The following is a 12,513-nucleotide window of genomic DNA, read 5'->3' on the forward strand; positions in this document are numbered from 1 at the left end:
GTGCCTCCCTTCGCTCCTAACGGCCGGTAAAACGGGGAGCGCGCTTTTCCATGAAGGCCGCGACCCCTTCCTTGTGGTCCGCTGTGCTGCCTGCGACCTCCTGTGCATACGCCTCGTAGTCCAACGTCTCTTCCAGTCCCATTTCAAGCCCTTTGTACATCGTGCGCTTGATGAGGCCAATGCCTCGCGTCGGGAGGGCAGCGAGTTTTTCCGCATAGGCTACCGCTTCTTCCATGAAGCTCTCCGCCGGATACACCTTGTTCACGAGTCCGATGCGCAGCGCTTCCTCTGCCGATACTTTTTCTCCAGTCATCGCCAACTCCAGCGCCTTGCCGATGCCGACGATGCGCGGCAGGAAGTAGCAGCCCCCCGAATCGGGCACAAGCCCGATGCCCACAAACGCGTTGACAAATGACGCCTTTTCCGAGGCCAGGCGAATGTCGCAGGCGAGCGCCAGGCTCATGCCTGCACCTGCTGCCACGCCGTTGACTGCCGCGACAATCGGCTTCTCCGTCTTTTGCAACTGAAGGATCATCGGATTGTAGCGCTTGCGCAAAAATCCGCCGAAATCCACGTCTCCGCCGGATACTTCGCCAAGGTCCTGTCCGGCATTGAACGCCCGCCCTGCTCCCGTCAGGAGAATGCAGCGCACAGCGTCATCCTTTTGCGCCTCTTTGAGCGCCGCAATAATTTCTTTGTGCATGACCTCTGTAAAGGCGTTGAATTTGTCCGGCCGGTTCAAGGTCACGACTGCTACGCCTTCCGCTACTTCATAAAGAATGGTTTCGTACATGGCCGCCTCCTATTTACCCGTAAACCGGGGTTTGCGCTTTTCCAGGAAAGCTTGCATGCCTTCCTTGCGATCCTCGCTGGCGAGCAGCAGATAGAAGCCGTTGCGCTCGTAATCCATGCCTTCTCCCAGCGGCACATCGTCTGCTTTGTGGACCGCTTTTTTAATCATCTGCACGGCGAGCGGCGGCTGTGCGGCGATTTGCTTCGCCAGCTTGCGGGCCTCCTGAAAGTACGCCTCTACCGGCACGACCCGATTGACCAGCCCGTAGCGCAGCGCCTCCTTCGCCGAGATCGGCTCGCCCGTGAGCAGCATTTCCATCGCCTTGCGCAAGCCGACCGCGCGGGTCAGCCGCTGCGTGCCGCCTGCCCCCGGCATGACGCCCAGCTTGATCTCCGGCTGCCCGATCACGGCTGTTTCCGAAGCGATGACGATATCGCAGTTCATCATCAGCTCGCAGCCGCCGCCGAGCACGAAGCCGCTGACTGCGCCGATAATCGGCTTGGAAATGAGCGACATCCGATCCCAGACGGCGAATTGGTCCCGCTTCATGATCTCGATCGCGGACGCCTCGGCCATCTCGTTGATGTCGGCTCCGGCTGCAAATGCCTTGTCATTGCCCGTCAAAATGATCGCGCGAATGTCCGGGTCCCGGTCCATCCGCTCCAGCTCGGCAACCAGCTCATCCACTAATTGCAAATTCAGTGCGTTGAGAATCTTCGGTCGATTCAACGTAATAATCCCGATTCCATCCTCGCTGGCTGTTAGGATATATTCGTAAGCCATGCGCTTTTCACACCCTTTTTCGCAGGTAGTCGATCCGACAATCGCAAGCTAAATCGCAGCCTGAGCCTTGCCCCGATTGTCTACGATGCGGATTGCTTTTCCTTCGCTGCGCGTCAAGGAATTCGGCGGTTGAATGCGCAGCACGACGGATACGCCCAACGTATTTTTAATCATGTGCCCAATCTCTTTTACAAGATGCGACAAAGCAGCGCTTTCATTTCCGCTGATCTCGCTGGCGTACTCCTGTGTCAGCTCGCAGTGGACTTCAAACCGATCAAGCGCTCCGTCGCGTTCGATCACAACTTGATAGTGCGGTGTCAGTTGGTTGAAGGTCAGCAAAACAGACTCGATCTCTGTCGGGAATACGTTGACGCCGCGAATAATCAACATATCGTCTACGCGCCCTTTGATCCGCGACATGCGCATGGTCGTGCGGCCACACTTACAGGGCTCCGGATTGAGCGAAGCGATGTCTCCTGTGCGATAGCGGATCACCGGGAACGCTTCTTTGGTCAAAGAGGTGAAAACAAGTTCGCCTTCCTGTCCGTAAGGCAGCACTTCGCCTGTATTCGGATCAATAATTTCGGCGTAGAAATGGTCTTCTGCGATGTGCAGTCCATCCTGCGCTTCGTGGCACTCGATGGATACGCCTGGCCCCATGACTTCGCTCAAGCCGTAAATGTCCACCGCTTTAATATCGAGCGCTTCTTCAAGCTGTACGCGCATTTCCTCGGACCACGGTTCCGCCCCGAAAATTCCGTATTTGACGCTGGTTTCCCGCGGGTTGATGCCTTGTTTTTTCATTTCCTCGACGATGTTGAGCACGTAGGAAGGCGTCGCTGCGATTCCGCGCGGCTGGAAGTCCTCGATCAGCGTGATCTGGCGGGAAGTGTTGCCGCCGGATACAGGAACCGCTACTGCGCCGAGATACTCGATGCCGTTATGCAGGCCAAGCCCTCCTGTGAACAGGCCGTAGCCGTACGCATTGTGGAAAATGTCCCCTGGCTGGCCGCCGGCACAGCAGATCGCGCGGGCCACGATTTCCGCCCAGTTTTCCAGGTCCTTTTTCGTGTAGCCGACAACGGTCGGTTTGCCTTTTGTCCCCGACGAGCCGTGGATGCGGGCGACTTCGTTCATGTCTACCGCAAACAGCTTGAATGGGTAGTTTTCCCGCAGGTCTGTCTTTTTCATGAACGGCAGCTTGCGGATGTCTTCGATGGACTGGATGTCTTCCGGTTTTACCCCTGCTTCGTCGAACGCTTTTTTATGAAACGGCACTCGTTCGTAGACGCGTGCGGCCGTTTCCTTCAAGCGCTCCAGTTGGAGTTGAGTCATTTTTTCTCTTGACAGCGTTTCCATTTCCGTATTAAAGATCATGCCGTTTCCCTCATTCCATTACGTTATGTCTTTGCATGCTTGCTGCTTATTCGCCCTTGAATACAGGTTTGCGCTTTTCGCGGAACGCTTCCAGCGCCTCCAGACGGTCTTTGGTTGGAATAATGACCTCGTAGCACATCGTTTCTACATCCAGCCCTGTTTGCAAATCGACGCTGCTGCCGCGGTCGATGGCGGCTTTTGCCTGATAGACGGCGAGCGGCGCGTTGTCGAGAATTTCATGGGCCAGTCCCATTGCCAGCGCATGCAATTCTTCCTGATCGCGGGCTGTCCCATTCACGATTCCTAAGCGGTTGGCTTCCGTCGCCTGAATGCGGCGTGCCGTCAAAATCAGCTCTTTCGCTTTGGCCGGACCGATCAGCCGGGACAAACGCTGCGTCCCCCCTGCCCCTGGAATGATGCCCAGGCTCACCTCAGTCAGCCCCATCTTGGCGTCTTCCAGTGCGTAGCGGAAGTCGCAGGCAAGCGCCAGCTCGAAGCCTCCGCCAAAGGCAAAGCCGTTAATCAGCGCAATCGTCGGCTGTGGCAGCCGCTCCAACGCGGTGAACACATCGCGAATTTTGCGGACGTTGCGCCGTACTTGCTGCTCGTTTAACGTGCGGCGTTCTTTCAAATCGGCCCCTGCGCAAAACGCCCGGCCTTCGCCTTTTATCAGCAGGACGCGGATGTCTTTTGACTCCAGCCGCACCTGCTCGATCAGGTCACCCAGACGTTCCAGCGTGTTGTAGTTCAGTGCATTCAGCTCATCCGGACGGTTCAGCGTGATGATCGCCACGTGGCCGTCTCGTTCAAAGCGAACGGTTTCCTCCATGCTCTGCGTCCTCCTTGTGCAGCCATTTCCTCCAGTGCGGTTAGCGGTTCGGGTTGACCCGCGCATACGTCCCTGTCGCAAAAGCAACCAGCTTCCCGTCGCAGGTCACGCGCGCTTCCATAATAATCAGGCTTTTTCCCTGCTTCAAAACGCGCGATTCGGCTTCCAGCCGCTCTCCGCGAGCAGGGTACAAATATTGAATCTTGCTCTCTACCGTGACGCATTGTTGCACACCGTCTACATGGGGAGCGGCTCCATGTCCCATCGCTACATCAGCCAGTGTCGCCGTTACGCCTCCATGCACGACGCCATCGATGCTATTGAACAGCTCAGGGCGAATTTTCAGCGCTACCTTGCAGCCCTGTTCATCTCGATGTACGACTTCTATGCCCAGGTAGTGGTTAAAACGATTGCGGATTTCCACTGTCATCTTCTCGCCCCCGTGTTAGTATCCTCGTGAAACAGTGAAAGGAGCCTGTGCTCCTCGCATTCGGCTTCCTTTCCCTGTCTGATTTTCGCATTTGGGTTATTTCGGTTCGTCAATCGCGACGAAGTATTCGTTTTTCCGATACGCCAGTGCGTCCAATGTCGCTACCAGGCCATGCTCGGTTTCTACACGGATGCGGTACCAGGCTGTCCGGTTGTTTTTCTTCTCCTCCGTGGCAGTTGCCACCAGTCGGTTTCCTTTCATGGCTGCGGCCAAAAATCCGATGTTCATAGACAACGCCACGGATGTTTTGCCGTAGGAATTACAGGCTGCTGCGAAAACAAAATCAGCCAGGGAGAAAATGATCGCGCCATGCGCTGTGCCGTGTGCGTTCAGCATGTGTTCGGCCACGGTCACTTCCGCTGTCGCCGTCCCTTCCCCAAGCTCGATCAGCTTGACGCCTAAAAATTGGGCAAATTGGTCTTGCTTCAGCTTTTCGCAAATTTCATCGTAGTGCTTGCGATGAAGCTCTCGCTCGTCGACAAATGTTTTCCCGCTCATCGATTAGACCACTTCAGCAAAATGCATGGACACCACTTGGCCGGCAAATCCACGCAAGTCTTTTCCTGCTGCACGTCCCTCTGGAGATGACAACGCTTCCAACAGAGCCTCTTTTGTTTCAAAGTACATTTCTGCGATCAGGTGCAGATCGGATTCGCCCATTGGCGTGCCGTAAACCTTGCTCACTTCCATCTTGACCAGGCCAGGCATTTTTTCTGCGAGTGCAGCGTGCACTTCGAAATAGTGCTTGTCAAAAGCCTCGATATCTTCAGGCTTGCGATAAATTGCCACCAATTTCACCATTACGATCCCTGCTTTCATCAGTTTATTTCGCAAAACATGTGACGAGATAATGATATAACGTTATTTTAACGCATGTTTATATTTTTATTATATAAAGCCTTTCCGACAGGTGCAAGTATTTTTCAAAAAGCAAGAAAACTCTGGTGCCGGAATCTTCTGGTGCAAAACCTGCTACTATCATCATGCTTATCTTTGTTTTGCTTCGATAGTACAAAAAAATGGCTGCCAGAAATGACTTCCGACAGCCGATCAGAAAACTTGGCTGCGCCAAGCCATGGGCGCAGCCTTAGTTGCCCCTATACGGGATAAGAACCTTATCCATTCTTATCTGTAAAAAAAGAGGACAGACATGGCGTCTGCCCTCTTTGTCGCGCCTGGCGTTCTAAATCCACACCCAGTAAACGAAGACGATTATCGCAACCAGAATAAAGAACAACCCGGCGAAAATGCTGACTCGTGCAAACTCATGGCCTTTTTGGTCCATGTGCATCCAAACAAACAGTTGGAAGAGCGCCTGAACGAAGGCCAGTACGACGATGAACGGTACGGTGAAACCTGCCGGAACCACTTCATACGCTACTGCAATAAATGCCAGTGCGGTCAATACGAGAGATCCGATGAAAGCCACTACGTGTCGTTTAGGACTGTCGTGTTTTACTTTCGGCTTGCGTACCTCTTCATTTTGAGCATGTGCTCCCATAGATTACCCCACCTTTCCACCGATCATACCCATAAGATATACAACGGTAAAGATGAACACCCACACTACGTCGATAAAGTGCCAATACAAGCAGGCCAGGTAGAACTTCGGAGCCGTTACTACCGTCAGACCTTTTTTCACTGCCGACAACTGCAACAGGATGATCCACAAAATCCCGAACGCTACGTGGCCCCCGTGGAAGCCAACCAGCGTATAGAACGCGGAACCGAATGCACTCGTCGAGATTTTGTGGCCTTCATGCACGTAATGCACGAACTCGTAAATCTCCAGCGCAAGGAACCCGAGGCCGAGCAGTACAGTGATGGTCAGCCATACCTGAATCATCTTCAGGTTTTTCTTGTGCAGGGCGAGCGTAGCCATAACACTTGTCATCGAGCTGGTAAGCAGGATCAGCGTTGCGGCTGCAACCAGCGGCATGTCGAACAGTTGCTGCGATGTAGGACCGCCGTTTACTTGATCGCGGAGCGCGATGAATGTTGCGAACAAGGAACCGAAAAGAACTGTCTCCCCGCCAAGGAAGAGCCAGAAGCCAAGAATCTTGTTCTTGCCTTCAAGGGTGGCTTTTTCCGGTTCATCAGGTAATACTGCGTTTGCATGATGTGTAGCCATTAAGCCTTAACCCCTTTCTCTTCGATTTCGTCCTCATGAATATGATAACCAGGATCGTCTTTTACAGAACGGGCGAACATGCTGGCGAATGTCACGAGCAAGCCGATAACCACGACAAAGTAGTTGTGGTACATGAAGCCGTAACCCGCAACAAACAAGCCTACAGACATCAGGAAAGGCAGGAACGATGGCGACGGCATGTGGATGTCACCAAGCGGTTCAGCAGGTGTCATGCCTTTGTTGCCAGCCATTTTCTCAATCCAGAATGCATCCAGACCGCGAACCAGCGGTGTTTGCGCAAAGTTGTACTCAGGCGGTGGCGACGGAATCGCCCACTCAAGCGAACGTCCATCCCACGGGTCTGCAGGAGCGCGTTTGCCTTTTGCGGAAACAACGACGTTAACCAGGAACAGGATGGTACCGATCGTCATACCGAATACCCCGATCGTACTGATGAAGTTCCCGACATCGAGATCCTGACCTTTCAGGAACGTGTAGACGCGGCGCGGCATCCCCATCAAGCCAAGGAAGTGCTGCGGGAAGAAGGTAAGATGGAAGCCGATGAAGAACGTCCAGAAGTTCCATTTACCAAGTGTTTCATTGAGCATTTTCCCGAACATCTTCGGCCACCAGTAGTACAGACCTGCGAACAGACCGAACACAAGACCCCCTACGATAACGTAGTGGAAGTGCGCTACTACGAAGTAACTGTCATGGTATTGGTAGTCAGCCGGCGGAACCGCGAGCATAACCCCTGTCATACCACCGATTGTAAACGTCGGGATGAAGCCTACTGCAAACAGGTTTGCGGTAGGGAAGCGGATTTGTCCGCCCCACATGGTCAAAAGCCAGTTGAAGATTTTGATACCCGTAGGCACCGCAATCAACATCGTTGCCAGACCGAACAGCGTATTGGCGATAGCGCCCAAACCGGTTGTAAACATGTGGTGAGCCCACACCATGAAGCCAAGGAAGCCGATCAGCGCGGTTGCGAATACCATGGAGCTGTAACCGAACAGGCGCTTTCTGGAGAAGGTGGAAATGACTTCAGAAATCACACCGAATGCCGGGAGAATCAGGATGTATACTTCGGGGTGACCGAAAATCCAGAACAAGTGCTGCCAAATGACAACATTACCACCAGCGTCCGGATTGAAAAAGTTACCGCCGAACAGACGGTCGAACATCAACAGAACCAGGCCTACTGTAATCGCAGGGAACGCGAACAGAATCAGGCCGGATGTTACAAAAGACGCCCAGGTGAACATTGGCATACGCATGAATGTCATACCTGGAGCACGCATGTTGATGATGGTAACCAGGAAGTTGATACCACCGATCAGCGTACCAAGACCGGCAATTTGCAGACCGAGAACGTAGAAGTCTACCCCGCGGCCGCTAAATTGGTTCAAAGCCAAAGTTGTATAAGATGTCCATCCGGCATCTGGCGCTCCACCAAGGAACCAACTGGTGTTCAAGAGCACTCCCCCGAAGAAGAAGAGCCAGAAACCGAGAGAGTTAACAAATGGGAATGCTACGTCGCGTGCGCCAATTTGCAGCGGAACGACCGCGTTCATCAGCGCGAAGATGACCGGCATGACTGCCAAGAAAATCATCGTGGTGCCGTGCATGGTAATCAGTTCGTTAAATGTCTTGGCACCAACCACTTGAGCTTCTGGATACATCAACTGCAAACGGATCAGCAGGGCTTCGAAACCGCCAGCCAGAAAGAAAATTCCGCCGGCAATCAAGTACAGGATCGCGATCTTCTTGTGATCCACTGTCGTGAGCCAATCCCACAGCCCTGAACGTTTTGGTGCGGGTGCGTGAGAAGCATGTGCAGACACAGGTTTACCTCCTTTTTAAGCGTAACTGCCTATGACGAATGTCATTTCATTACGGTAATTACTTCACGCTGAGTGTAGACATGTACTCTACAAGCGCTTTCACTTGTGCATCGTCGAGGTTGAGGTTAGGCATGTTGTTGCCCGGTTTCACCTTTTGCGGATCTTTCAGCCACTCTGCCACATTCTCAGGCGTATGGGCGAGAATACCTGCTACGCGCTCGCGATCCGCGAAGTTGGTCAGGTTTGGACCCAGTTTGCCGCCTTTGCCGGCAATGGCATGACAGCCGAGACAGCTTTTGTTGAAGATTTCTTGACCTTGTGCAGCACCTGGGGATGTTGCAGCTACCGGCTCTTTGGACTGAACGCCCTTCATGCCGTTTGCCCAGTTGTCAAATGCAGCCTGGTCCATTACTTCCACCTTGAAGTCCATCAAGGCATGGGACGCTCCACAGAGCTCCGCGCATTTACCGTAGAAAATGCCTGTCTTGTCTGCTTGCAGCCAAATCTTGTTTTCCTGGCCTGGGTTGGTGTCGATCTTGCCGCCCAATGCCGGAATCCAGAATGCGTGCATTACGTCAGCAGAGGTCACATGGAACTGAACCTTTTTGCCAACTGGCAGAACGAGGTCTTGTGCGGTTGCTACTCCCAGATCAGGGTACTCGAACTCCCACCAGAACTGGTGAGCGATTACCTTCACTTGAAGCGCTTCCTCTTTTGGATATTCCTTGTGCAGAGCGAAACCGGTCGTAACGGTTGGAATCGCCATGACAATCAGGAGCAGGAAAGGAATAACCGTCCAAAGAATCTCAAGTGCATGATTGCCTTCGACCTGTTTTGGAACGCCTTGCTGTCCCGGGCGCTTACGATATCGAATAAGGACGTACGTAAAGATCAGCATAACGACAATGAAGACGCCGATCATGATAGCGGAGGACAGCTTCATCAGGTCATACTGCATCGCAGCCACCGGGCCGGAAGGCTTGAGCGCTGAGAGCTCATCTTTGCCACACCCGGTTAACACCAGCGCCAGCAGACCAAAAAGAGAAAGCTGACGCCAAAACTGTTGCCAACCCTTCATACCAATGAACCCCTCTTTCTTCGTGTTGGTAACGTTCTAGCCACGCTTACAACTAGAAGCTTACGTACTCTTTCATTTGCGTAAGAAATAGCTAGCTATACTTTCCCCAACTATCATACCCAATCAGGAAAAGGATTAGCAGTCATTTCTAAAACAAACAAAAAGAGTAAAGGCCAAGAAAGCAGACTTCTACCAGTGCGTGGTAACCATTTAAGTATACATAAATTTTCCTTAATCTAAAGGCTATTTGTTATGATTTTGTTAACAAATTTATGAACAAATTTGTGAACTTTCAAGAGAAATGTAACCAGTTCAGGGAAGTTAAAGGAGATTCGCATGCAAAAAAGACCAATAGCACTAATCACTGGAACCTCTAGCGGCTTTGGAATGAACGCTTCTGTGGCATTAGTCAAGGCCGGATTTTACGTAATCGCTTCCATGCGCGACCTGGAAAAAAGGGGCCCTCTTGACAAAATCGCAAACTTGCATATAGCAAGCGAACATATGGAAGTGATTTCCTTGGACGTCACTCGCCCCGCCGAAATTGAGCAGGCGATCACCAGCATCATCGAACGGCACGGCCGCATCGACCTGTTGCTCAACAATGCAGGCTGCGCCTACGGCGGCTTTGCCGAGGAAATCCCTCCCGAGCACTGGCGCAGCCAGTTTGCAGTCAACGTGTTCGGCCTGATCGACGTCACTCGCGCCGTGCTGCCGCACATGCGGCGACAACAAGCAGGAAGGATCATCAATCTGAGCAGCATCAGCGGCCGCTTCGGCTTCCCCGGCCTCTCGCCCTACGCCGCTTCCAAGCACGCAGTCGAAGGCTTCAGCGAGTCGTTGCGCCTGGAGATGCTGCCCTATCACGTTTATGTGAGCGTCATCGAGCCAGGCTCGTATCGCACTCCGATCTGGGAAAAGGCGTTGCAAACCCAGCAGCCTGTCCCAGACTCCGACTCCGCCTATGCCGGGCAAATGAAGCTGCTGCGCCAGCATGTGGAATCAATCATGCGGTCTGCCCCGGAGCCGGACGCCGTCATCTCCGCAATCGTCCGCGCCGCGACCAGCCCCGCTCCCCGCTTTCGCTATCCGGTCGGGCGAAGCACGGTGCTGATGCTCGCGGCAAAAACGCTGCTTCCCTGGCGCTGGATCGAGCGGCTGGTTGTCAAAAAGCTGTCGCCTTCCTCCCACCGCGCAGACTGAACGCCACCGCTTTTCTCGTAGACCCAAGCAACAGCAAAAAGGACAGCCTCCCGTCTTCTTTAGACGTCGGAGCTGTCCTTCATCATGCGCGGCTCTATTCATTTCCCGAACGGATGGCTCTAAGCAACCACGTATGCTGCAAATATTCGGCCACCCCGTAAAAGATCGCGACAAATCCCGCTCCTATCGGCGAAACCTGGGCCTCTGGCAAAAAGACGACGCTGCCGTAGACGATGAGAAAGCCGATGATGAAATCAATAGCGGTCGTAAGCCAAAGACTGCCGGGCGCGAGAATGGCCCTGTCCAGAAAAAAACCGGCGAGAGCGAGCACGAACCCCACTCCGACGGACTGGTACAAGTTCGCAAAATTCACCTCGGGAAAGAGCGCATCGGCCAAAACAACCAAGATCGGGCTTACAAGCAACTTCATCCAAAGACCGTCCACGTTTGTTCCCACTCCTTATGCTGGGGTCTTCTCAGTATGCCCCGCTTTTGGCCGACAATCCCCGCCATCCTCCCCCTTGTCAACGCAGCCAACTGCTAATGACATCGCTCATCGGCTTGAAAATCCATTCCATCACATACACAGGGTTGGCAAGCCGCCCGTATTGCGTGGCGGCGTACAGCCCGACACTGATGACAAGCATCGCGACGAAGACGGTCATTTCTTTTTTCTGCCTCTGGCGGATCAGTCTGGGCAGCTCATACAGGCAGACGATAATCGAGACGAGCACAACTGTCAGCGTAGACATTTATCCTCCTCCTCGCTCGGTCACTTTTCTTTGAAGGCGTTGCTGATCGTCCCCAACCGCCTGATTTTGACCTCCGCCTGGATATGCACCGGCAGCTTGGCAAATTCCTTGTCCCAGTTTTTCTCCAGTTGCTTCCACACTTTCGGGTATTTGCGGTGAATCGCATCGCCGAAGCCGAAAATGTCTACGCCTCTTTTTTTGGCGTAGGCGACAGCGCGCATTCCACTCTCGACCATCCCTTTTTCTGCGTCTTTTTCCACTTGCTCGATCGTCTCCATCTTCGTCAGATCAATATTGCACTGCACCTCGCCGATGTCATTTTCCAACTGGATCAGGACCGTGATTTCCGGCTTGCCGTTTTTCAGGCTGGCCTTGATCTTGGAATCGGCATTCATGACTTCCATCGTCATTCTTCCTCCGCCTTTGCACGGAAGGCTGCCCGCCGTACTTTTCACGTTTCCGGCAATGTAGTTGTACGCCTTGCTGTCCGCTTCGTTGAGCCAGCCGATCAGCTTGTCTCCGCGAAACGCCGCCAACGTGGAGTATTCCAGCAGCACGTTGGAATCAATCTGCTCCACATTGCTCCGCTTATCCCCCTCCACCGCCGGACCAGTCAAGCGAATGCCCGTCAGCACTGCCTGCTTACCGTTGTTCGTCAAATCCGCAATCAACTGATCCAGCGTCACCGCAACAGTCGGAGCCCATGCTTTGGAGGACGTTTCCAGCGAGGCGAACAGCTCGTTGGACGGGATTTGCTCAAGCGGCGTAATCACTTTCAAAATACTGCTCGCCGTCGTTCCGCGCGCCACAGCAATGTAAAAATCCGTGCGAAATTCATGGTCGCGCGACACAAAATCAAGCACGGGAGCAATTCCTTCCCGCGCCATCGCCTCGCCCAGTATCAGCATCCTTGTATGCGACATATAGATTTTGCGCGGAGAGACCGTCGTCATTTTTCGCAGCGCCTCAAAAACAGTAGGGGCATTCATGGAAAAAAGCGTGACAGGAGCCCTACCTGGCTTCCCTTTGTTGGCTGCTACTTCCCCCGGGTCCACCACCTGGACAGACACGGTATAGCCGTGCTCCGCCTTGTCGATTCCGATACCTACGCAGATAGCCAGATCGTTCAGTTCTTTGCGGTTCCAGCAACCGGCCAGGAGCATGACCAGCGCGATGCAGAGAAGCACTTTTATGCCTTTCATGGAAGTCCACTCCTTTGCTTTTCGTGTG

At 53.4% G+C, this 12,513-nt stretch carries 15 protein-coding genes; 1 reads left to right on the forward strand and 14 read right to left on the reverse strand.

Features of this window, described 5'->3' with window-relative positions; translation table 11 throughout:
• Positions 1–16: 16 nt before the first annotated feature.
• The 11 genes from AC27IT_RS11785 to coxB form a co-directional block, all read right to left on the reverse strand.
• A complete protein-coding gene (locus AC27IT_RS11785; protein WP_283858267.1) occupies positions 17–793 on the reverse strand; it encodes an enoyl-CoA hydratase-related protein in 777 nt (258 codons plus the stop codon).
• A 9-nt stretch (positions 794–802) separates the two neighbouring features.
• Positions 803–1,576: an enoyl-CoA hydratase-related protein gene (locus tag AC27IT_RS11790; protein WP_283858268.1), complete on the reverse strand. Its 774-nt coding sequence runs from the start codon at positions 1,574–1,576 to the stop codon at positions 803–805.
• A gap of 48 nt (positions 1,577–1,624) precedes the next feature.
• On the reverse strand, positions 1,625–2,953 hold the full coding sequence (gene paaK, locus AC27IT_RS11795; RefSeq protein WP_221842465.1) for a phenylacetate--CoA ligase PaaK: 1,329 nt from the start codon (positions 2,951–2,953) through the stop codon (positions 1,625–1,627).
• Between the two features lie 46 nt (positions 2,954–2,999).
• Positions 3,000–3,782 carry an enoyl-CoA hydratase-related protein gene (locus tag AC27IT_RS11800; RefSeq protein WP_283858269.1) on the reverse strand — a complete coding sequence of 261 codons (783 nt, stop codon included), beginning with the start codon at positions 3,780–3,782 and terminating at the stop codon, positions 3,000–3,002.
• Positions 3,783–3,822: 40 nt separating this feature from the next.
• Positions 3,823–4,212, reverse strand: a complete 390-nt coding sequence (locus AC27IT_RS11805) for a PaaI family thioesterase (protein ID WP_005830712.1) — start codon at positions 4,210–4,212, stop codon at positions 3,823–3,825.
• Between the two features lie 96 nt (positions 4,213–4,308).
• Entirely contained in the window at positions 4,309–4,770 is a 462-nt protein-coding gene (locus AC27IT_RS11810) for a hotdog fold thioesterase (RefSeq protein WP_007782943.1), read from the reverse strand.
• Positions 4,771–4,773: 3 nt separating this feature from the next.
• A complete protein-coding gene (locus tag AC27IT_RS11815; protein ID WP_005830709.1) occupies positions 4,774–5,073 on the reverse strand; it encodes an EthD family reductase in 300 nt (99 codons plus the stop codon).
• Between the two features lie 382 nt (positions 5,074–5,455).
• On the reverse strand, positions 5,456–5,773 hold the full coding sequence (locus tag AC27IT_RS11820; protein ID WP_005830707.1) for a cytochrome C oxidase subunit IV family protein: 318 nt from the start codon (positions 5,771–5,773) through the stop codon (positions 5,456–5,458).
• Positions 5,774–5,776: 3 nt separating this feature from the next.
• Positions 5,777–6,403: a cytochrome (ubi)quinol oxidase subunit III gene (locus AC27IT_RS11825; protein ID WP_005830705.1), complete on the reverse strand. Its 627-nt coding sequence runs from the start codon at positions 6,401–6,403 to the stop codon at positions 5,777–5,779.
• Positions 6,403–8,250, reverse strand: a complete 1,848-nt coding sequence (ctaD, locus tag AC27IT_RS11830; protein ID WP_238502977.1) for a cytochrome c oxidase subunit I — start codon at positions 8,248–8,250, stop codon at positions 6,403–6,405. Before ctaD ends, AC27IT_RS11825 begins: the two co-directional genes overlap by 1 nt.
• Positions 8,251–8,308: 58 nt before the next feature.
• Positions 8,309–9,328 (reverse strand): cytochrome c oxidase subunit II, encoded by a 1,020-nt coding sequence (gene coxB, locus AC27IT_RS11835; RefSeq protein WP_005830702.1) that lies wholly within the window; start codon positions 9,326–9,328, stop codon positions 8,309–8,311.
• Positions 9,329–9,664: 336 nt separating this feature from the next.
• Between coxB and AC27IT_RS11840 the strand changes: the two genes are divergently transcribed.
• A complete protein-coding gene (locus tag AC27IT_RS11840; RefSeq protein WP_007782948.1) occupies positions 9,665–10,531 on the forward strand; it encodes an SDR family oxidoreductase in 867 nt (288 codons plus the stop codon).
• 94 nt (positions 10,532–10,625) lie between these two features.
• On the opposite strand, the gene AC27IT_RS11845 is transcribed toward AC27IT_RS11840, so the two are convergent.
• The 3 genes from AC27IT_RS11845 to AC27IT_RS11855 all read right to left on the reverse strand — a co-directional run bounded on the left by AC27IT_RS11845 (position 10,626) and on the right by AC27IT_RS11855 (position 12,485).
• Positions 10,626–10,961 carry a hypothetical protein gene (locus AC27IT_RS11845; protein ID WP_237716631.1) on the reverse strand — a complete coding sequence of 112 codons (336 nt, stop codon included), beginning with the start codon at positions 10,959–10,961 and terminating at the stop codon, positions 10,626–10,628.
• Positions 10,962–11,055: 94 nt separating this feature from the next.
• Positions 11,056–11,283, reverse strand: coding sequence for a hypothetical protein (locus AC27IT_RS11850; RefSeq protein WP_005830697.1), 228 nt, complete (start codon positions 11,281–11,283; stop codon positions 11,056–11,058).
• Positions 11,284–11,303: 20 nt separating this feature from the next.
• Entirely contained in the window at positions 11,304–12,485 is a 1,182-nt protein-coding gene (locus tag AC27IT_RS11855; RefSeq protein ID WP_431809660.1) for a Ger(x)C family spore germination protein, read from the reverse strand.
• Positions 12,486–12,513 lie beyond the last annotated feature (28 nt).

It is taken from the genome of Brevibacillus sp. YAE8, from assembly GCF_057543335.1.

Excerpts from the sequence above, each read along its gene's own strand:
- paaK (WP_221842465.1), bottom strand. The coding sequence starts at position 2,953 with ATGATCTTTAATACGGAAATGGAAACGCTGTCAAGAGAAAAAATGACT.
- AC27IT_RS11825 (WP_005830705.1), bottom strand. The coding sequence starts at position 6,403 with ATGGCTACACATCATGCAAACGCAGTATTACCTGATGAACCGGAAAAA.
- coxB (WP_005830702.1), bottom strand. The coding sequence starts at position 9,328 with ATGAAGGGTTGGCAACAGTTTTGGCGTCAGCTTTCTCTTTTTGGTCTG.
- AC27IT_RS11785 (WP_283858267.1), bottom strand. The coding sequence starts at position 793 with ATGTACGAAACCATTCTTTATGAAGTAGCGGAAGGCGTAGCAGTCGTG.
- AC27IT_RS11790 (WP_283858268.1), bottom strand. The coding sequence starts at position 1,576 with ATGGCTTACGAATATATCCTAACAGCCAGCGAGGATGGAATCGGGATT.
- AC27IT_RS11800 (WP_283858269.1), bottom strand. The coding sequence starts at position 3,782 with ATGGAGGAAACCGTTCGCTTTGAACGAGACGGCCACGTGGCGATCATC.
- AC27IT_RS11805 (WP_005830712.1), bottom strand. The coding sequence starts at position 4,212 with ATGACAGTGGAAATCCGCAATCGTTTTAACCACTACCTGGGCATAGAA.
- AC27IT_RS11850 (WP_005830697.1), bottom strand. The coding sequence starts at position 11,283 with ATGTCTACGCTGACAGTTGTGCTCGTCTCGATTATCGTCTGCCTGTAT.
- AC27IT_RS11855 (WP_431809660.1), bottom strand. The coding sequence starts at position 12,485 with ATGAAAGGCATAAAAGTGCTTCTCTGCATCGCGCTGGTCATGCTCCTG.
- AC27IT_RS11840 (WP_007782948.1), top strand. The coding sequence starts at position 9,665 with ATGCAAAAAAGACCAATAGCACTAATCACTGGAACCTCTAGCGGCTTT.
- AC27IT_RS11815 (WP_005830709.1), bottom strand. The coding sequence starts at position 5,073 with ATGGTGAAATTGGTGGCAATTTATCGCAAGCCTGAAGATATCGAGGCT.
- AC27IT_RS11845 (WP_237716631.1), bottom strand. The coding sequence starts at position 10,961 with ATGAAGTTGCTTGTAAGCCCGATCTTGGTTGTTTTGGCCGATGCGCTC.
- AC27IT_RS11810 (WP_007782943.1), bottom strand. The coding sequence starts at position 4,770 with ATGAGCGGGAAAACATTTGTCGACGAGCGAGAGCTTCATCGCAAGCAC.
- AC27IT_RS11820 (WP_005830707.1), bottom strand. The coding sequence starts at position 5,773 with ATGGGAGCACATGCTCAAAATGAAGAGGTACGCAAGCCGAAAGTAAAA.